15 protein-coding genes and 1 tRNA gene are annotated in these 18,487 nt (G+C 57.2%); 7 read left to right on the top strand and 9 right to left on the bottom strand.

Annotation, left to right across the window (positions count from 1 at the left end):
- Positions 1 to 65 precede the first annotated feature (65 nt).
- Positions 66 to 992, bottom strand: coding sequence for a DMT family transporter (locus E5Q11_RS12665; protein WP_135803777.1), 927 nt, complete (start codon positions 990 to 992; stop codon positions 66 to 68).
- A 283-nt stretch (positions 993 to 1,275) separates the two neighbouring features.
- Here E5Q11_RS12665 and E5Q11_RS12660 point away from each other — a divergent pair, with 283 nt between their 5' ends.
- Complete coding sequence (locus E5Q11_RS12660) at positions 1,276 to 1,926, top strand: tellurite resistance TerB family protein (RefSeq protein WP_135803776.1); 651 nt, start codon at positions 1,276 to 1,278, stop codon at positions 1,924 to 1,926.
- A 6-nt stretch (positions 1,927 to 1,932) separates the two neighbouring features.
- On the opposite strand, the gene E5Q11_RS12655 is transcribed toward E5Q11_RS12660, so the two are convergent.
- The 3 genes from E5Q11_RS12655 to E5Q11_RS12645 form a co-directional block, all read right to left on the bottom strand.
- Entirely contained in the window at positions 1,933 to 2,691 is a 759-nt protein-coding gene (locus E5Q11_RS12655) for a VC0807 family protein (protein ID WP_135803775.1), read from the bottom strand.
- A 158-nt stretch (positions 2,692 to 2,849) separates the two neighbouring features.
- Positions 2,850 to 4,124 (bottom strand): 4-aminobutyrate--2-oxoglutarate transaminase, encoded by a 1,275-nt coding sequence (gene gabT / locus E5Q11_RS12650; RefSeq protein WP_135803774.1) that lies wholly within the window; start codon positions 4,122 to 4,124, stop codon positions 2,850 to 2,852.
- A 118-nt stretch (positions 4,125 to 4,242) separates the two neighbouring features.
- Positions 4,243 to 5,970, bottom strand: coding sequence for an ABC transporter transmembrane domain-containing protein (locus E5Q11_RS12645; RefSeq protein WP_135803891.1), 1,728 nt, complete (start codon positions 5,968 to 5,970; stop codon positions 4,243 to 4,245).
- A gap of 166 nt (positions 5,971 to 6,136) precedes the next feature.
- Between E5Q11_RS12645 and E5Q11_RS12640 the strand changes: the two genes are divergently transcribed.
- Positions 6,137 to 7,939, top strand: coding sequence for an ABCB family ABC transporter ATP-binding protein/permease (locus tag E5Q11_RS12640; RefSeq protein ID WP_135803773.1), 1,803 nt, complete (start codon positions 6,137 to 6,139; stop codon positions 7,937 to 7,939).
- A 27-nt stretch (positions 7,940 to 7,966) separates the two neighbouring features.
- On the opposite strand, the gene E5Q11_RS12635 is transcribed toward E5Q11_RS12640, so the two are convergent.
- Positions 7,967 to 8,257, bottom strand: a complete 291-nt coding sequence (locus E5Q11_RS12635; protein ID WP_135803772.1) for a DUF6482 family protein — start codon at positions 8,255 to 8,257, stop codon at positions 7,967 to 7,969.
- A gap of 77 nt (positions 8,258 to 8,334) precedes the next feature.
- Here E5Q11_RS12635 and E5Q11_RS12630 point away from each other — a divergent pair, with 77 nt between their 5' ends.
- Complete coding sequence (locus tag E5Q11_RS12630) at positions 8,335 to 8,757, top strand: hypothetical protein (protein ID WP_135803771.1); 423 nt, start codon at positions 8,335 to 8,337, stop codon at positions 8,755 to 8,757.
- Here the strand turns inward: E5Q11_RS12630 and E5Q11_RS12625 are convergent, their stop codons facing one another.
- Positions 8,758 to 10,317, bottom strand: coding sequence for a BCCT family transporter (locus tag E5Q11_RS12625; RefSeq protein ID WP_135803770.1), 1,560 nt, complete (start codon positions 10,315 to 10,317; stop codon positions 8,758 to 8,760). It abuts the gene before it with no gap.
- A 111-nt stretch (positions 10,318 to 10,428) separates the two neighbouring features.
- Between E5Q11_RS12625 and E5Q11_RS12620 the strand changes: the two genes are divergently transcribed.
- From E5Q11_RS12620 to E5Q11_RS12605, 4 genes are all read left to right on the top strand, one after another.
- On the top strand, positions 10,429 to 12,006 hold the full coding sequence (locus E5Q11_RS12620; RefSeq protein WP_210426325.1) for an FAD-binding oxidoreductase: 1,578 nt from the start codon (positions 10,429 to 10,431) through the stop codon (positions 12,004 to 12,006).
- 62 nt (positions 12,007 to 12,068) lie between these two features.
- Positions 12,069 to 13,562, top strand: a complete 1,494-nt coding sequence (locus E5Q11_RS12615) for a hypothetical protein (protein ID WP_210426324.1) — start codon at positions 12,069 to 12,071, stop codon at positions 13,560 to 13,562.
- A 48-nt stretch (positions 13,563 to 13,610) separates the two neighbouring features.
- A complete protein-coding gene (locus E5Q11_RS12610; RefSeq protein WP_135803768.1) occupies positions 13,611 to 14,333 on the top strand; it encodes a hypothetical protein in 723 nt (240 codons plus the stop codon).
- 64 nt (positions 14,334 to 14,397) lie between these two features.
- Positions 14,398 to 15,138, top strand: a complete 741-nt coding sequence (locus tag E5Q11_RS12605; RefSeq protein WP_135803767.1) for a hypothetical protein — start codon at positions 14,398 to 14,400, stop codon at positions 15,136 to 15,138.
- A gap of 10 nt (positions 15,139 to 15,148) precedes the next feature.
- Here the strand turns inward: E5Q11_RS12605 and E5Q11_RS12600 are convergent.
- From E5Q11_RS12600 to glyQ, 3 genes are all read right to left on the bottom strand, one after another.
- A tRNA-Pro gene (locus E5Q11_RS12600) sits at positions 15,149 to 15,225 on the bottom strand.
- An 81-nt stretch (positions 15,226 to 15,306) separates the two neighbouring features.
- Complete coding sequence (glyS, locus tag E5Q11_RS12595) at positions 15,307 to 17,388, bottom strand: glycine--tRNA ligase subunit beta (RefSeq protein ID WP_135803766.1); 2,082 nt, start codon at positions 17,386 to 17,388, stop codon at positions 15,307 to 15,309.
- Positions 17,389 to 17,390: 2 nt separating this feature from the next.
- On the bottom strand, positions 17,391 to 18,416 hold the full coding sequence (gene glyQ, locus E5Q11_RS12590) for a glycine--tRNA ligase subunit alpha (RefSeq protein ID WP_135803765.1): 1,026 nt from the start codon (positions 18,414 to 18,416) through the stop codon (positions 17,391 to 17,393).
- Between the last annotated feature and the right edge of the window lie 71 nt (positions 18,417 to 18,487).

Here is an 18,487-nt window from a genome sequence, read left to right as displayed (position 1 = left end):
CCTTCTCTTCCGGTGCCTGGTGTTCCAACTCATCTGCCAGGCTCCGGAAGGTCTTATCACTGCGGTTACGCAAGCTTCCCTTTCAACATCCGCCAGGGTTTCCACACGATATAGCCAGGATGTTTTGCGTTGGAATAAACACTCAGCGCCGTTACTGTGACCAGTATTAACCCGATGCCGAGTATCTGAAGGTCGGCAAGCTCTTCCCCCATGATAATCACCCCGAACAACGAAGCCGTCACCGGTTCCACCATGGCCACCACCGAGGCAATGGCTGGTGCGGTATTCTTGAGCCCCCGGATATACAGAACAAACGGCAAGCCGGCGCCAATCAACCCCAGCCCGACAAACATCGACCACTCCGAAGAGCTGGGCACCTGGAATACCTCGGAAACGTTGGCGAACAGAATCAGAACAGCTGCCAGCACAGTCATCGCGATGGACAGAACCGACTGAGGGCTTCCCCGGGGCGCCGCATACTTGAACCCGAAGATAAATACCGCATAGGACAGCCCGGAAAGCAGGCCAGCTACAATGCCAAGCCATGTGATGCCTGACCCATTCAAATCGTAGATTTGAGTCAAGAGCCCGATACCAAGCATCACCAGCGCAATCGCGATCAGCTTGAATGTGGTGGGCCGCTCAAATCCGAGCGCAAAGGAAACCAGATAGACAAACACCGGCGCGCAGTACATCAGGGTCGCTGCCACGGCAATGCTGGACTGGCTGATACTCAGGAAATAGAACCCAAAGTTGCCGGCCACGCCAAGCCCTGCCAGGCAGGACCAGAACCACACCCGGGAATCTGACAAGCCACTTCTGGACGGACGAATCAGAAGCCAGAGCAGCACGAACGCCAGACCGACCGCGCCCCGGTAGAAGGCCACAATGGAGGCATCCCAGCCGTGCTCCATCAGAATGCCGCCGATTCCACCGGCAAGACCCCAGAAAACTGCCGCCAGTGCTACAAATACAATGCTCGCGCCGACCATTGGAGGAAACCTCCCCATCCAATGAATTTCAGCGTGATCCCGAATGGCGATTCAGTCAGCGCCCAGATGCTCCAGATTCTAGACTTCGAGGTATCTCCAGACTCCCTGTTGGTGGATCACCCATTGACGGCGCCAAGGTGGTTGATGGGGCCGGGATCTGTCCATAGGGGATTTTCGGGATAATGTTTTAAATCCCTGTCATCAGGAAACTTCCTCTTCTGATGACGGTCTGAATACGGATTATCAGCGCTCTTTTCAAAAAATTCGATTCAGGAGTGTGTCGATGAATGCCATGAATATCCTCAATCAGTTGATGGGCCAGGCGTCCAGCAGCGTTCAGTCATCGGGTATTGATGTTAAAAGTCTGTTGGGCGGAGGTGCTCTTGGCCTGATGGTGGGCAGTAAAAGGGGTCGGAAAATCGGTGGAACAGCACTGAAATATGGCGCAGTTGCAGGCGTTGGTGCCCTGGCACTGAAAGCCTATCAGAACTATCAGTCCCAGGCGTCCACGGCTGGCATGCAACAGCCGGAGGCTGGCCGACTTTCGGAAGGCCGTCCTCTGGAGCAGCTTCAGGGCCAGGATCAGGAGCGGCGTGGGCTTGAGATTCTTCAGGCGATGATCATGGCGGCGCGTGCTGATGGTCATGTGGACAGCAACGAACGGGCAATGTTAACCGCCGAAATCGAGAAGCTGGGTCCGGACGATGAGATGCACAACTGGATTCAGCAGCAGTTCGACGCACCCCTGGATGCGACAACGCTGGCACGAAGCGCCGATTCGCCCCAGGCGAGCCGTGAAATCTATCTGGTCAGCGTTGCCATGATCGATAAACAGAACCCGATGGAACGGGCCTGGCTGGATCAGCTTGCTCAGGCCCTGCAACTGCAGCCACCGCTGGCGGCAGAGCTGGAACGCCAGGTTCAGGGCGGATAACAGAGGTTAGGACCCCGAAGATTTCTCCTCGACCTTGTCTGCCAGGTGCGGCGCCATGACATCTTCCAGGCTGTACCCGGTCAGTCGACGGATCGAGCGCCAGAGGTAGTAGAAGATGGCGATCATCATGATCATTGAGGGAATGGCAATCATCGGGTAGCTGACCAGCGTCATCTGCCCCAGCTCTTCGTTAAAAGCCTGTGTGCCTGAGGGACTGGTGACAATCCACTTGGCCAGAATGTAATTCATGATGGATGAGAACAGGAAGGTCAGACTAAAAAAGTAGCTGGCTTTCTGCAGCCGCGCATCAAACTCTGCTTCGGTGTTGTTCTTCTTCAGAACCGCCTGGATCTTGTCCACGTTCAGGACAGTCGGGTTATAGAGCAGGGTTTTAACCAGCGGGTAGCGAGTGCGGGTAGAAATCAGCACCGCAATACCAATCACCGCCGGAACGGCCGCTTCCTTAACCGCCAGCCACTGGGCATTCAGCTCAAGCAGGCCGATACCACCGGTCAGGCCCACACTGATTAGGCCCAGGACGGCGATAAAGTTCTTCTTGCCATAGCGGATCAGCTCGAACAGGCCCCAGCCCAGCGGAAAAGCCAGGCCAACCACCAGCGCCATGACACTGCCCAGGTATTCGTCCCCGGAGAGCTTCATCAGAATGACCGAGGGAATGATGATGCTGACCAGCAGGTCAACCCAGGGCCTGGGTTTGTGGGTAGGTTTTTGATTGTTGATCGCGTTATCGGACTCGGAGGTCATAAAACGGCCTGGTTAAGAGACGATTTGGCAGTATACGATGTTTTGAAATGTCCCCGAAAGGACAGGCGTCAACTTCAGGCCATAAAAAAACCGGCCGGGGTGAGCCGGCCGGTTTCCGCTTTCAGAAAGACGTGCTGAAGCACTTTTAAAACAAGAACTTAGCCCAATTCTTTCAGTGCATTTTCGACGATTGTCAGACCTTCTTCCAGAACCTCCTCCTCAATGGTAACGGGCATCAGGAAGCGGATGGTGTTGCCGTGCATGCCACAGCTGAGCAGGATCAGACCGTGCTCTTTGGCATACTTGGTGACAGCTCCGGCAAAGTCCGCGCGGGGCTCTTTGCTGGTTTTGTCAGTCACCAGTTCAATGGCCGCCATCGGGCCGAGGTTCCGCACGTTGTCCACGTGGGGGAACTGCTCCTGCCATTGTGCAAAGCGCTTGTTCAGCTTCTCGCCCAGACGCTGGCTCTTGCCAAGAATATCCTCAGTTTCAAAGACTTCCATAACGGCCAGCGCAGCAGCACAGGCGGTCGGGCTACCGGTGTAGGTACCACCGAGCGAGTTGGGGCCGGACGAATCCATGATCTTGTCGGTACCAACGATCGCGGAGATCGGCATGCCGTCCGCCATACTCTTGGCCATTGTCATCATGTCCGGCTCTACACCGCTGTGCTCGATGGCGAACATCTTGCCGGTACGACCAAAGCCACTCTGAACTTCGTCACAGATCATGATGATGCCGTGCTCGTCGCAGATCTCGCGGATCTTTTTCAGGAAGCTGGCCGGTGCGGCGTAAAAACCGCCCTCGCCCAATACCGGCTCAATGATGATGGCCGCGGTATCGTGGGCCGGGGAGTCGGCTTTCATGGCCATCTTCAGGCCGCGGATCGCTTCATCTTCGTCCACACCGTGGTAAGGCACAGGATAAGGTGCGCGGAAGACCGTACCCGGCATGGGGCCGAAATCAGTCTGGTAGGGCGCAGCCTTGCCGTTCATTGCCATGGTGTAGAAGGTACGACCATGGTAGCCGCCGTCGAAGCAGATCACGTTGGGGCGCTTGGTAGCGGCGCGGGCGATCTTCACCGCGTTTTCAAGTGCTTCGGCACCGCTGTTCGCCAGCATGACCTTGGCATGGCCGCGAACCGGCACTACACCGCTCAGCTTCTCGGCAACCCGCACGTAGCCCTCATAGGGCATCACCGTCTGGCAGGTGTGCATCACCTTGTCCAGCTGCGCTTTGACAGCTTCGACGACTTTCGGGTGACGATGGCCGATGTTCAGTACGCCGATACCGCCGGCAAAGTCGATCATCCGCTTGCCATCAGCATCCCAGAGTTCGGCATTGGTTGCATGGTCTGCGAACTGCTCGTTCGGGCTGGCAGCGCCGGCCGCAACATAGCGTTCTTTGAGTGCCTGCAATTCTTTGTTCGTCACTTTGCCTCTCCTCAACTCGAATTAGACCGACCATTATACAGAAATCGTCGCTCCTTTTCAGGGAGCCGCGTTTTGCGGCCTTAGACCTTGGTAATGTGGCCGTCTTGTGGGCATTTATTCACCCCTCACGAAACTGCAGTTTCGCCAGCTTACGATAAAGCCGATTCCGCTCTACCAGTTCATCATGCCGGCCAATATCCTGAAGCCTGCCCTCGTCAAGTACGATGATGCGGTCCGCATGGCGCACCGTGGCCAGCCGGTGGGCAATCACCAGAGTGGTACGATCCGACATCAGCCCCGGCATCGCCTGCTGGATCAGGTGTTCGCTCTCGGCATCCAGTGCGCTGGTGGCCTCATCCAGTAACAGAATGGGTGCGTCGGCCAGCAGTGCCCTGGCTATGGCAAGACGCTGCTTCTGGCCGCCGGAAAGCCCGATGCCACCGTCGCCCAGGCGGGTTTCATAGCCCCGTGGAAAACTCTGGATGAAATCATCGGCATGGGCGATGCGGGCGGCTCTGATCATGTCTTCATCAGAGGCATCCGGGCGGGCGTAGCGGATGTTATCGGCGATGGTGCCGTGAAACAGCGCGGGGTTCTGGGGCACCAGAGCGAAGCAATGGCGCAGGTCCGCCAGGGACAGCCGACGGATATCAACGCCGTCAAGCAGGATGCTGCCTGAGTTTGGGTCGTAAAATCGCAGCAACAAGTCAAACAGGGTGGATTTGCCAGCCCCGGAAGGCCCAACCAGGGCAATGGTTTCACCCGCCCTGATAGTCACGGACAGGTCATCGAGGACCTGCTTTTCCGGCCTTGAGGGGTAATGAAAGCCCAGTCCCTGGATCTCCAGGCGGCCTTCGACCGGCTGGTTCAATGGTTGCACGGATTCCGGCACCGGGGGCAGCTCGCTTTCGGTCTGCAGCAGCTCAAAGATCCGGGCAGCGGCGCCAGCGGCCCGCTGGAGTTCGCCGATCACTTCACTGATGGCTCCCGCAGCCAGCCCCACCAGCAGGCTGTAGAACACAAACGCCGCCAGCTCCCCCGGACTGGTCTGGCCCGAAATCACGTCCAGCCCGCCAATCCACAGCACTACGCCTACGGCACCCATCACCAGGGTGATGGCAATGGTGGTCAGAAAGGCCCGCTGGCGAATGCGTGAGCGGGCAATATCGAAGGCGTTCTCGGCCACCGTGCTGAAGAAGGCCCGGTCGTGGGGCTGATGATTGAAGGCCTGCACGGTCTTGATCTGGGTCAGGTTTTCTCCGACGTAACTGCCCACTTCCGCAACCCGATCCTGGCTCAGACGGGACAGGCTGCGCACCCGACGGCCGTAGATCAGGATGGGCACAATCACCAGCGGAAAACCCAGCAGGATGATACTGGCCAGTTTGGCGTTGGTGACAAACAGCAGAATCAGGCCACCAATGAGCATCAGACTGTTGCGCAGTGCGATGGAAACGGTAGAACCGATCACCGATTGCAGCACCGTCGTATCGGCGGTGAAGCGGGACTGGATTTCGAGGCTGCGGTTTTGCTCGTAGAAGCCCGGATGGAGGTCGATCAGGTGGTTGAAGACCTGCTTGCGGATATCCGCCACTACCCGCTCGCCAATCCAGCTCACCAGATAGAAACGGGCAAAGGAACCGAAAGCCAGTGCCACCACCAGAATAAAGAAAATGCCGATGGACTGGGACAGCATGGCCGGTGACTGTGTCGCCAGGCCCTGGTCCACCAGAATACGCAGTCCCTGGCCCAGCCCCAGGGTAACCCCGGCGGTGAACACCAGTGCCGCCAGGGCGCCTGCCACCGCTTTCTTATACGGGCTGATAAAGGTGCGTGCCAGTTTCAGGGCGCGGCGGTGTGTGGGTTTGATGGCGAACTCCTTGCAGACTGGTTTATGAGCGCGTGTGAGCTGATGTACCGATCGAGACGTAAGGCTGTACCATAATGCGCTACCAGTATACGCCCGGGATCTCCAACCCGACCGATTTGCGCCATTCAAGGACCGTCTGCACGTGCAATCCTACGCCGATAACGACTACCCTGCCGATCACAAGCCTAACTGGCGCATTATCTCGGGCCTGTGGCCCTACCTTGCCGAGTACCGGGGACGGGTGATTCTGGCGGTCATCTGCCTGGTGGCGGCCAAGCTGGCCACTGTGGCCACGCCGGTGGCGCTGAAATACATTGTGGATTATCTGGACGAGGGACGCAGCGGCGACCTGCTGCTGTGGATTCCCCTGCTGCTGGTTGCCGCGTACGGCACCCTGAGATTCAGCAGCACCCTGTTCAGCGAACTGCGGGATGCCGTCTTCGCCCGGGTCGCAGAACGGGCCATGCGCCGGGTATCGCTGAGGGTCTTTCGCCACCTGCACCAGCGCGAACTGGGCTTTCACCTGGACCGTAAAACCGGCGGCCTGGCCCGGGATATTGAGCGGGGCACCAATGGCATCAGCTTTCTGCTGAGGTTCACCCTGTTCAATATCGTGCCCACCCTGCTGGAAATCGCCATGGTGGCGGTCATCCTGATGGTGGTGTTCAACCCTGGCTATGTGTTCGCCATAGTCGGTGCGGTGGTGGTTTACGTGGTGTTTTCGGTCAAGGTCACGGAATGGCGCACAAAATACGTGCGCGAAGCCAATGCTCGGGATAACCAGTCCAACTCCCGCGCAGTAGACAGCCTGCTGAACTACGAAACCGTCAAGTACTTCAATAATGAGGAATTTGAGGCCGATCTTTACGACCACAACCTGAAAGACTGGGAAGACGCCCGCCTGAAGAACCGCCTGTCGCTGGCGGCACTGAACGCCGGACAGGCGCTGATCATTGGCGTCGCCATGATTGTGATCATGAGCATGGCAGTCACCGAAGTGGCCAGCGGTGAGATCACCCTGGGTGACTTCACCATGATCAACGCCTACCTGCTGCAACTGTTTATTCCGCTGAACGCCCTGGGTTTTGTTTACCGGGAAATCCGCCAGGCCCTGGTGAATGTGGAGCGCCTGTTCGGCCTGCTGGGGGATAAGCCGACCATCGAAGATGCCAGTGACGCCAGTGAACTGGATGTGAACGGTGGCGAAGTCCGGTTCGAGAATATCCACTTCCGTTATCACAAGGACCGGGAAATTCTGAAAGGGGTGAGTTTCAGTATTCCCGTCGGCAAGAAAGTCGCCGTAGTAGGCGCCAGCGGTGCCGGCAAATCCACGCTCGCGCGGCTGCTGTTCCGCTTTTTCGACGTGGACCAGGGCCGGATCACCATTGATGGCCAGGATATCCGCACCGTCACCCAGCACAGCCTGCGCTCCGCCATGGGGGTGGTGCCCCAGGACACGGTGTTGTTCAACGATACTCTTTACAAGAACCTGGCATACGGTCGGCCGGACGCGACCGAAGAAGAGGTGAAACAGGCGGCGCGGCTGGCTCACCTGGACCGGTTTATCCACACCCTGCCGGAAGGCTATGAAACCCGCGTCGGCGAGCGCGGTTTGAAACTCTCCGGTGGTGAAAAGCAGCGGGTGGCTATTGCCAGGGTACTGCTGAAGAATCCGCCTATCCTGATTCTGGATGAAGCGACCTCGTCACTGGATTCGGTGTCTGAAGCGGCGATTCTGGAAGCGTTGAATGAGGTGAGTCGAAAACGTACGACCCTGGTGATTGCCCACCGCCTGTCTACCATTCGCGATGCCGACACCATTCTGGTGATGGACGACGGTCGTATTGTGGAAAGCGGCCACCACAACGACCTGCTGGCCAGGGGCGGCCCCTACGCCCGTCTCTGGAACCAGCAGAACCGGAGTGCCGAGGACAGCGGTACCTGAGTGGGGTTTTCAGTAGGCTCGAAGGTTCTAGAGCGGCACCCGCATGGTTTCCTCGCCGGAATCCGGCATACCGATCATCTCATCGGTGCCGGTGGGCGGAATGACCTCGGTTTTCTTAACGTCATAGTCCCGGAAATGCTCGTGGGCGGCGTTGGCACCGGTAAACATGACCGGCTTGTCGTTGGAATCCGTTAAAACGTAACCCTGCCCGTCCAGATAGAAACGCGCCATGTAGTAACGCCCTTCCATCGATACAATTTCCAATAGGGAGATCGGGTCCTGCTTGTGGGATTTCAGTCCGCTGTTGTTCATGTGCATGAGAAGTCTCTCTTGTGCTTGTAGGCGTACTAAAACCTACGGAGAGCTTCATGTAACAGGTCAATATACGAGCAGATATGAACAGAATTGAGGTGGTCAGGCAGGCCGTGGCCCAGCAGCTGGACGATCCCTATGACCTGCTGGCCATGCGGCTGATGTTTCCCCCGGACCGGGCGGTTGTCAGAATCGACAAGGAGATCAGTGATCTTTATGCCTACCCGGAGCGGCTGCAAGCGAGTTACCGGGACGAGTGGCTGGCAATTGCCACCCGTGCGGTGTTCAGGAACGCCTTCAGTGACCATTGGCGTAGCGACGAGGAGAATCTCGACGACTATCTCCGCTACCTACGTAGTCAGGCTATTCCCAAATGCATTCACGACCACATCGAGCTATTTCGGAAACTGGGGGAGGTGCTGCAGATTGACCGGTCTGACAACACCATCGCCTTCCCGGACCCAGGAAGGCGGGCGTTGATGAAGATTATCTGGCCGGATCGTTAATCAGGCCAGCCCTTGTTCCTTGGCCATGGCGATGGCCGCTTTCGGCCCTGTCCACAGAGAGGGCAGGATAATGAAGGACACCGGTATCGCTGTCAGCACGATGAACTGCTGAAGTACGCCGATCTGGCCCGACCCCATATACAGCAGAATGGCGGCCATCAGTGCCATGGCACCGCCCCAGAAAACCCGGATCCAGGGGCTGGGTTCGTCGTGGCCGGCGCCAACCATGGCGATTGAATAACTCATGGAATCCCCGGTGGTGGCCACGAAAATGGTGGTCAGCAGCAGAATCGCCGCGGCCATCCAGGTTCCGCCGGGCAGTGCCTGGGCCACGGTCAGAGTAGCCACGTCAAAGCGGAAGTTGTTCAGGGCGTCGGTAAGATCGAAAGTGCCTGCCAGTTGATGATAGATGCCGGAACCACCCAGCAGGGTAAACCAGAGGGTGGTGGCAACCGGGGCAAGCACGGCCACGGCAATGATCATTTCCCTGACGGTACGACCGCGGGAGATGCGCGATACAAACACCGCCATCAAGGGCGTATAGCCGATAAACCAGGCAAAGAAGAACACCGTCCACCACTTCATCCACCAGTCGGGTGCTGTCTCGCTGGTCATGGTTGCCATGGCCATGAAGGAGGACAGGTATTCACCAGAGGCCTGGGTGTAGGTATTGATCAGAAACAGCGTGGGACCGAACAGCAGGATGATCGCGGCGATGACCAGCGCAAGGATCACGTTAAACCGGCTGAGCATCTGAATGCCCTTATGCAGGCCGGTCATGGCCGAGGTCATATAAACTGCGGCGAGCACCACCAGAACGGTCAACTGGGTGCCGTATCCGTCCGGTGTGCCAAACAGTTCGTGCAGGCCGAAGCTCATCTGGGTTGCCAGAAAACCAATGGGGCCAACGGTACCAGCGACTACGGCAATCACGCACATGGCATCAATAACGCCGCCGAGCTTGCCGCTGACCACTCTTTCACCAAACACCGGATACAGCAGTGTGCGCGGTTGTAGGGGCTTGCCCTGATCGTAGTGCGCGCGTGACAGTACCAGTGCGGTCAGTGAACCCAGCACCGCCCAGGCCAGAAAACCCCAGTGGGTGAAGGATTGCGCCAGCGCCGGCGCGGCGGCTTCTGCAGTACCCGCCTCGGTGTCGAATGCCGGGGGCGTAACCAAAAAGTGATAGACCGGCTCACCGGCGGCGAAAAATACCCCGCCCCCGGCCAGCAGGGTGCACATGATCATCGACAGCCAGCGGAACCGGCTGATTTCCGGCTTCTCCAGACCGCCGATCCGGGCGTTGCCGCCTTTGCTTGCGGCGGTGCCCAGGGCAATAAAAAAGGTGGCCAACAGCAATAGCTGAAAGAAGGAGCCGAGGTACCTGGCGGTCCAGGTGAAGCCGGCACCGATGACGGTGCTGACGCCTTCACTGTTGAAGAGCGATGCGCCAACGAAAAGCAGGATGAAACCGATGGTAAGAATCAATACCACCGGGTCGCTGTCGGAAAATGCCCCTTGCCTGCCGTTCTGGCTTTGGGAGTCTGTCTGGGCGCTCATGGTTATTCCCTCCGGTAAAAAGCCGTGCAGGCTACAGAAAAATAGCGGCATTTTCATGCCTTCCGGAAGATGATCTATGCTTGAACCATAATAAGATCGGGGAAATTTATTGTGACAACACGCAGCTTCTGGGCCTGGGGCAACGAAGAAAACGCATTCAACGATAAGGAAACCGGCCAGCTGCGCCAGCTGGTGGGCATGCAGTTTGGTAACCAGGAGCTGGAAGCCCAGGCGCCGCCGTCGCTGGCTGGCCTCACCTTGCCGTCTTCGCGTTTGCAGCCACCGGCCTCATTGGCGTCAATCATGTCCAGCCACCGGCGGGACCGGGCCAGTCACACCTACGGTAAATCCTTCCGGGATATTGTGCGGGGCCTGAACGGCGATTTCAGCTGTGCACCGGACCTGATTGCGCGGCCTTCCAGCGAGCAGGAACTGGTGGACGTGCTGGACTACGCCAGCCGCGCAGGGGCAGCCGTTATTCCCTACGGTGGCGGCTCCAGCGTGGTGGGCGGCACGGAACCCCGTTATGAAGGAAGCTGGGCTGGCACCGTGACCGTGGATATGGAGCGGTTCAACCAGATCATTGAAGTGGACCACCAGTCCCGGGCCGCCCATATCCAGGGCGGTATTTACGGGCCTGCGCTTGAAGACGGGCTGCGCCCCCACGGCTACACCCTTCGCCACTTTCCGCAGTCTTTCGAGTTCTCCACCCTGGGCGGCTGGATTGCTACCCGTTCCGGCGGCCATTTCGCCACTCTTTACACCCACATTGATGACCTGGTGGAATCTACCCGCGTGGTGACCCCCAGCGGCTCCCTGGAATCCCGGCGACTTCCCGGTTCCGGGGCAGGCCCCTCGCCGGATCGCCTGTTTCTGGGCTCAGAGGGCGCCCTGGGGTTTGTCACTTCCGCCTGGATGCGCCTGCAGGCCCGGCCGGTTCACCGGGCCACGCGATCCATTCATTTCGAGGATTTTTTTGAAGGTGCCGAAGCCGTGCGCCGGCTGTCCCAGTCCGGGCTCTACCCGACCAACTGCCGCTTGATCGATGCCCGAGAAGCCATGATGAACGGCATCGGCGACGGTAGTAAGCACTTACTGATTGTTGGTTTTGAATCCGCCGATCATCCGGTGGATGTGTGGATGGAGCGGGCCCTGGAAATCGTATCCGATGCTGGCGGTCTGGTTCAGGCGGGGAAAGAAAAGAAACCGGACCAGGGCCAGGCTGGCGACTGGCGCAACCAGTTTATTCGCGCCCCCTACATGCGGGACGCCCTTATCCGCCTCGGGCTGGTGGCGGAAACCTTTGAAACCGCCATCACCTGGAACAAATTCGAAGCCTTCCATCAAGGCGTGATGGACAGGGTCAAAAAGGTGACCAGAGAGGTCTGCGGTGGCGCCTTCGTCACCTGCCGCTTCACCCATATCTACCCGGATGGCCCGGCGCCCTATTACACCGTCATCGCGCCAGGAAGACGTGGCGATCAGGTTAAGCAGTGGGATGACATCAAACAGGCCTGCATGGAAACCCTGATCGATCTGGGTGGGACTATCACTCACCACCATGCGGTTGGTCGGGATCACATGCCCGGTTATGAGCGCCAAAGGCCGGAGCTGTTTGGAGAGGTGTTAAGGACCACCAAAAAGACGCTGGATCCGATGGGAATGATGAATCCGGGGGTATTGGTGTAAAATACTGCCGTGGTCTGCGAATGGATCCCGCAGGCAGATGTTTTAAGACAAGGAGCTGTCCGGTGTTCAAGTCAATGATTGACGTTCCACCCGGGACCATCTGGAAACGCCAGCGGGTTCTTTCCCCCATCCTCTTTTTCACAATCTGTGACTCGGCATCGGCGGGTAGTGCGAGCTTTTATCCGGCTGATCGTATACATGCACACAGTGATGGAACAGGCATTCTAGTCCTGTTCATGGCGTTATTTGCCGTCGCCAGCGTGGCAGCCGTTGGGCGATTTTATCTCAATCGGTTTCGAAGGAAGCGGACACTTGATTCAGCCCTGACCACAGAGCGCCATATTCGACAACTCACGCCCTATGAATGCCTTCAGGTAAGCGATTTTTTTGAGCGTGAAAAACGAAGCCGGCATCTTGAGGGTTACGACAATAAATCCGGCAAGGTCGGCAAAGATGTCTTCCGGGTATCTGGTCCTGCCCGAAGCCACAGTGTCAGCACCTCACGAGGTGTGATCGGTTGTTACCAGAGCATTGCGGGTATTGAAATGCTGGTGCCTACGTCCGCCATTCCATTTCTTCAGGACAACCACAATTCGGCTGAGTTTGTCATGGTTGGAGACCTGCCGTTATTGATCAGCCTGAATGGAAACTTCCAGATCGCTGCACAAGCGAAGGAAGACGGAGAAACCAGTATTGAGGTCAACAGGATCGGCGATACGTCGGTTCGGGAAAGGCTCTTTCCAAAGGATGTTCAAGCCGATTGTGCACCGTCCAATGATGGCGGGTTCCTGAAAAGTATAAGAAGTCATCAATTGCTGGCGTCGAATGAAACAGTTTCAGGGTCCGATGTTCAGTTTATCTTCAGTATCTACTGGAGCCTGCTGTTGCTGAGTTGCTTTTTGGGGCCCGTGCTATTGATTCTGATGACGGGTCTGTTTGGTTATTTATTGGAAGGGTTGGATCTGGCACTGATTATGGTTTTGTTCGTCTGGCCATTTATAGAAATGTTCCTGTGGACATTGCCTGCCGTTCTGCTGGTCTGGATAACGATGCGCCTGGTGCTTCCCGATAGTCATTTGATGGTATTCGACCGGAAAAAACAGCAGGTGCTTTTCTACTGCAAGACTGGCGATGCTTTATGGGTTGAGTGGGATGATCTCTACGCCATGGTCGAAACGACAGACTGGATGACGTCCTACGGCTGGCCCATGCAGGAAACCTTTCTTGAGTTGGCCTCAGCGAACCGGGATAGCAGCGTGCGACGGTCAGTCAGATTTGCCTACTCTTCTGAAGAAAAGGCCTTTGGCGCCTGGCGATCAATCCAGGCGTTCATGAATGAAGGCCTTGATAACCTGCCGTTTCATGATCCGGGTAGTAAGACTGAGCGTCTGAACAGAGATATGGATCAACCTCCCCATCAGACCTTGCTGTCCTGGTTATGGAAGTGTCTCGTCTATTGGTTCTTTGGTGGCCCGGTTGCGCCTCGGCTTGGCTCATGGGTGGACAATCAACGGCAGGAGTCCGTTTGGACGCGGATTTCAGATTTGGAAAACTGATCGCCGATCTGATTGGTGGAATGGCCGTTAATGACAGGGAGTAGTCTTTTGCACACGAAATCTTTTTATTCTGAATACGCTAATCTGTTGCTCATCGCCTTGTTGGCGACCTTCCTGAGCGGTTGCGGGCCGGAAACTACCCCTCCACCAATTACCGATTATGATGCTGACAAGGGCCATTGTTTCTCAATGACCCCTTTGCTTCAGGTCCTGCCTCAAGAATCAGAACTTGAGAATTTCGAGGAGCGCAGCCGATACTGTACTTTCAGCACCATTTTCGCCACCTATGCTCCGACTGATCCAGATATTTCAAAGCTTCACATCACATTGGAAGTTATAGATGGTGAGTCACCTTTCGCACATATTTCGGAGTCCCTGCCGGGCTCGATTTCAAGGCTGGGCGCGTCTGAGCGATATATAACCGATGCCGGTACCAGATCACTCGATTCCTATAAACGCTGTCTTCACTACAGTGTAAAAATGGAGCAGGCTCGACAGAGGAACAGCTACAGCATACACACTCGGGAGTTTGGCTACCTGGTTTGTATTTCCAGTTTTGGCGGGGCTTTTGAAGACCACGGCTCGCTGACTTTCCGCCCACTGGCAGATATCCTGATAACGATTCAGTACACTCGGGATCAGGAGGAATACCGGTGTAATGGAGTCGAGGTGGCAGAATTTTTGTTGCCTCTAATGAAAAAGCTAAGAATACCCACGGAAGATTGGCCCTCCCCCGTTGATGAAACATCAGGATCAACTGAACATCGCTAACCGCTATTAAAGATTCCTGCAAAAGGAATGAGCAGGTGTTTTCTCAATGAAAAGGAGTTGTCAGATGTTTCAGTCCAAAAGCAATTTACGTCAGTCCATTAATTTCCGGTTTCTGATGGCCCCGCTTCTGGCCGTATCCGCAAGTGGATGCGGCACGAGTGCTCTGCCGGAGGCAGATTTCAATGCAAGTGAGGGGCGTTGCTACTCGATGACGCCCTTACTCGAGACTTTACCTCAAGGCTCCCAGATAGGGAGTCTGGTGGAGGTCGAAAGAGGTTGCACGTTTAACCGGGTTTGGGCCACCTATGCGGAAGATGAATCTCCCAACAGCCCGTACTTTTATATTTCCGCTAATGTATTGGATGGACAGTCCCCGTTCGTGCGCGACTTTACCTTGGATGGAACCGCTGAGATTTCCGGCCCGATTTTTCCAAAAGAAGCTTACACCTCGGAAGGCAACAGTGCGGTCGAAAGTTATGAGAGCTGTCAAAAGCTCGGTGTTGAACTTGGTAACGCAAGACAAATGCAAGATTTTCACATTGTGACTGACATTGCTGGTCAATCAGCGTGTATTAGCACTTACACTTTCAATGGGAAGCTCACAGGTAATCTGAGAATCCTGTCGAAGCCGGACATTATGATGAATATCCGCTATTTCCGTGAGTTAGATAGGCAGCCCTATGATTACGATGCCGATGATATAGCGGAATTAATGCTGCCGGTTGCTGCTGAGTTGAATATCCCCAACCGGGATTGGCCGAGTCCGCTCGGCAAAAATGAAGAACAGGATTCAGAGAGACGGTAGAAGCGGGAAATGGTCGGCGTGGCAGGATTCGAACCTGCGACCCCTTCGTCCCGAACGAAGTGCGCTACCAAGCTGCGCCACACGCCGATCAACGGGCGGTATTATACGGACTAAACGGGGTTTTTCCAGCCCCGTCTGTCCGTCATTTTGCCTGCTTGCAGCTTACACCTATGCGGAAGTCGGCAGTACCGAAATGTCCGCCACGCGAAGGAACAGGTTGCGCAGGCTGTTGAGCATCGCCAGGCGGTTGTTCCGGGTGGCGTCGTCCTCGGCCATCACCATGACTTCATCAAAGAAGCTGTCCACCGGCTGCCGCAGGTTGGCCAGTGCGGTCAGTGCGGCGGCGTAATCGCCTTTTTCGAATAGCGGCAATACCTTATCGGCCTGTTTGCGGATCTGTTCGGCCAGGGTCTTCTCCGCGGCATCCTGCAGCAGGCTTTCATCGATGGTCTCGCCGATGTCCTCACCGCCCTGTTTGGTCAGGATGTTGGATACCCGCTTGTTGGCCGCCGCGAGGGCCTGGGCTTCCGGCAGCTGGCGGAACGCTTCCACGGCTTTTACCCGGCGGTCGAAATCCAGCGGGCCGGTAGGGCGTCGGGCGTGAACGGCCAGATAGACTTCGGCGTTGATGCCCTGCTCTTCGTAATGGGCGCGGAAGCGCTCGAGCATGTAGTCCACCACGGTTGAGGCGGTGTTCTGCTCGGTCAGTACCGTAAAGGTTTCTTCCGCCCATTCGCAGCAGGCCTGCAGATCCAGGGGCAGTTCCCGTTCGATGATGATTCGCAGCACGCCCAGAGACGCGCGACGCAGCGCAAAAGGATCTCGGGTACCGGACGGCGGCTGGTTGATGCCGAACAGGCCGACCAGAGAATCAAGCCGGTCGGCGATTGCTACAGCGCAGCCGGTCAGCGTTGTGGGCAGGTCGTCGCCGGCGAACCGGGGCATATACTGCTCGTTCAGGGCGCTGGCGACGTCTTCGTTTTCACCATCATTGGCGGCGTAGTACTGGCCCATGATGCCCTGAAGATCAGTGAACTCCAGCACCATTTCGGTGACCAGGTCGGTCTTGGCCAGCATGGCGGCGCGTTCGGCCAGCTGTGGATCACTGCCAATGGCGTCGGCGATCTTCTTTGCCAGCGCGGCTACCCGGACTGATTTGTGATAGAGGCTGCCAAGCTTGTCCTGGAACACGATGGGCTTGAGCTGGTCGATCCGGTCTTCCAGACGGGTCCTGCGATCCGTGTCGTAGAAGAAGGCGGCATCGGACAGGCGCGGCCGGATGACTTTCTCGTTGCCGGAAATCACCTGTTTCGGGTCTTTGCTTTCCAGGTTCGCCACGGTGATGAACAGCGGGAGCATCTTGCCGTCACCGGACACTACGTGGAAATATTTCTGGTGCTCTTTCATGGACGAGATCAGGGCTTCCGCCGGCACGTCCAGGAAGCGCTCTTCGAAGCGGCCCATCAATGGCACTGGCCACTCGTTCAATGCAGTGACTTCGTCCAGAAGGTCCTCATCAATGACGGCTTCGCCCCCGGCTTCTGTTTTCGCAATGGCCGTGACGCCTTTGCGGATTTTTTCCCGGCGCTCGGCGAAGTCAGCGATCACATACCCTTCCTGATGCAGCACGATTTCATAGTCCCCGGGCGTGGGCACTATCAGGGATTTCGGGCAGTGGAAGCGGTGGCCCCGGGTCTTGTTGCCCGGGGTCAGACCCATGATCGGCGCATCGATGACCTTGTTGCCGTACAGCATGATGGCCCAGTGAACCGGCCGGACAAATTCGGTGCGGTGGGCACCCCAGCGCATGCGTTTGGGAATGGGCAGCGCCGCCAGTGACTGGTCGACCAGTTCCGGCAGCAGGTCCACGGTCGGGCGGCCTTTCTCGATGGTGCGGTAGACTACCCAGGCGCCCTTATCGGTTTCCAGGGTGTCTAGTTGGTCCGGCGTAACGCCCAGCGAGGTGGCGAAGCCAGTCAGCGCCCTAGTGGGATTGCCAGAATCGTCAAAGGCGGCTTTGACCGCCGGGCCGCGCTTCTCCACCGGTTTGTCCGGCTGGGCGTCACCCAGTGCTCGAACCCGGACCGCCAGGCGGCGGGGTGCAGCGAAGGCTTCAACCTTGCCGAATTCAATGCCGGCGTCTTCCAGGCCTTTGGCAATACCCTGGGTAAACGCATCAGAAAGCGGTTTCAGGGCCTTGGGGGGCAGTTCTTCGGTGCCCAGTTCGACCAGAAAATCCTGTGTTGCCATGGTTATGCGTTCCCTTTTTCCTGCTGAGCCTTCTTCGCTTTCTTGCTTTTCTTGCCGTTGGCTTTGTCGTCAGCGGCCTGGCTGGCGGCGATCACTTCCTTACGAAGTGCCTCCGGTGCCAGCGGGAAGCCAAGCTTCAGGCGGCTGTCGAAATAGGCCTGGGCCACGGCGCGGGCCAGTGTGCGTACGCGAAGAATGAAGCGCTGGCGTTCGGTCACGGAAATGGCGTGGCGCGCGTCCAGCAGGTTGAATGTGTGCGATGCCTTCAGCACCTGCTCATAGGCAGGCAGGGCCAGGCCGGCCTCGATCAGGCGGGCGCTTTCGCGCTCGTACACATCGAAGCTGTGGAACAGGAATTCGGTGTCGGCGTGTTCGAAGTTGTAGGTGGACATCTCCACTTCTTGCTGGTGGAAGACGTCGCCATAGGTGACTACTCCATCAGGGCCCTCGGTCCATACCAGGTCGTATACGCTGTCGACGCCCTGCAGGTACATGGCAATACGCTCAAGGCCATAGGTCAGCTCGCCGGTGACCGGAAAGCATTCCAGGCCGCCCACCTGTTGGAAATAGGTGAACTGGGTGACTTCCATGCCGTTCAGCCAGATTTCCCAGCCCAGACCCCAGGCGCCCAGGGTTGGTGATTCCCAGTTGTCTTCCACAAATCGGATATCGTGAACCAGTGGGTCCAGTCCCAGGGCTTTCAGGGAGTCCAGGTAGAGCTCCTGGATGTTGTCGGGCGAGGGCTTGAGCACCACCTGGAATTGGTAGTAATGCTGCAGGCGGTTAGGATTTTCGCCATAGCGGCCGTCAGTGGGGCGGCGGCTGGGCTGAACATAGGCCGCGTTCCAGGTTTCCGGGCCTATGGAGCGTAGAAAGGTGGCCGGGTGAAAGGTGCCGGCGCCTACTTCCATATCCAGTGGCTGAAGGACCACGCAGCCGTGCTGCGCCCAGAAATTCTGCAAAGCCAGGATCAGGCCCTGGAAGGTCTTGATATCTGGCGTGTTGTTGGATTGTGCCTTGTCTGTCACGACGTTTGCCTGCTGGTTAGTCTGTGTATGGCGCGCTGAAAAATCCGGCATTATACGCCTGCGAACCGCGT

The sequence above is a fragment of the Marinobacter confluentis genome (genome assembly GCF_004785685.1).
Classification (GTDB): domain Bacteria; phylum Pseudomonadota; class Gammaproteobacteria; order Pseudomonadales; family Oleiphilaceae; genus Marinobacter; species Marinobacter confluentis.
Note: the sequence above shows the minus strand (reverse complement) of the source record. Positions and strands in the feature narration are given on the sequence as shown.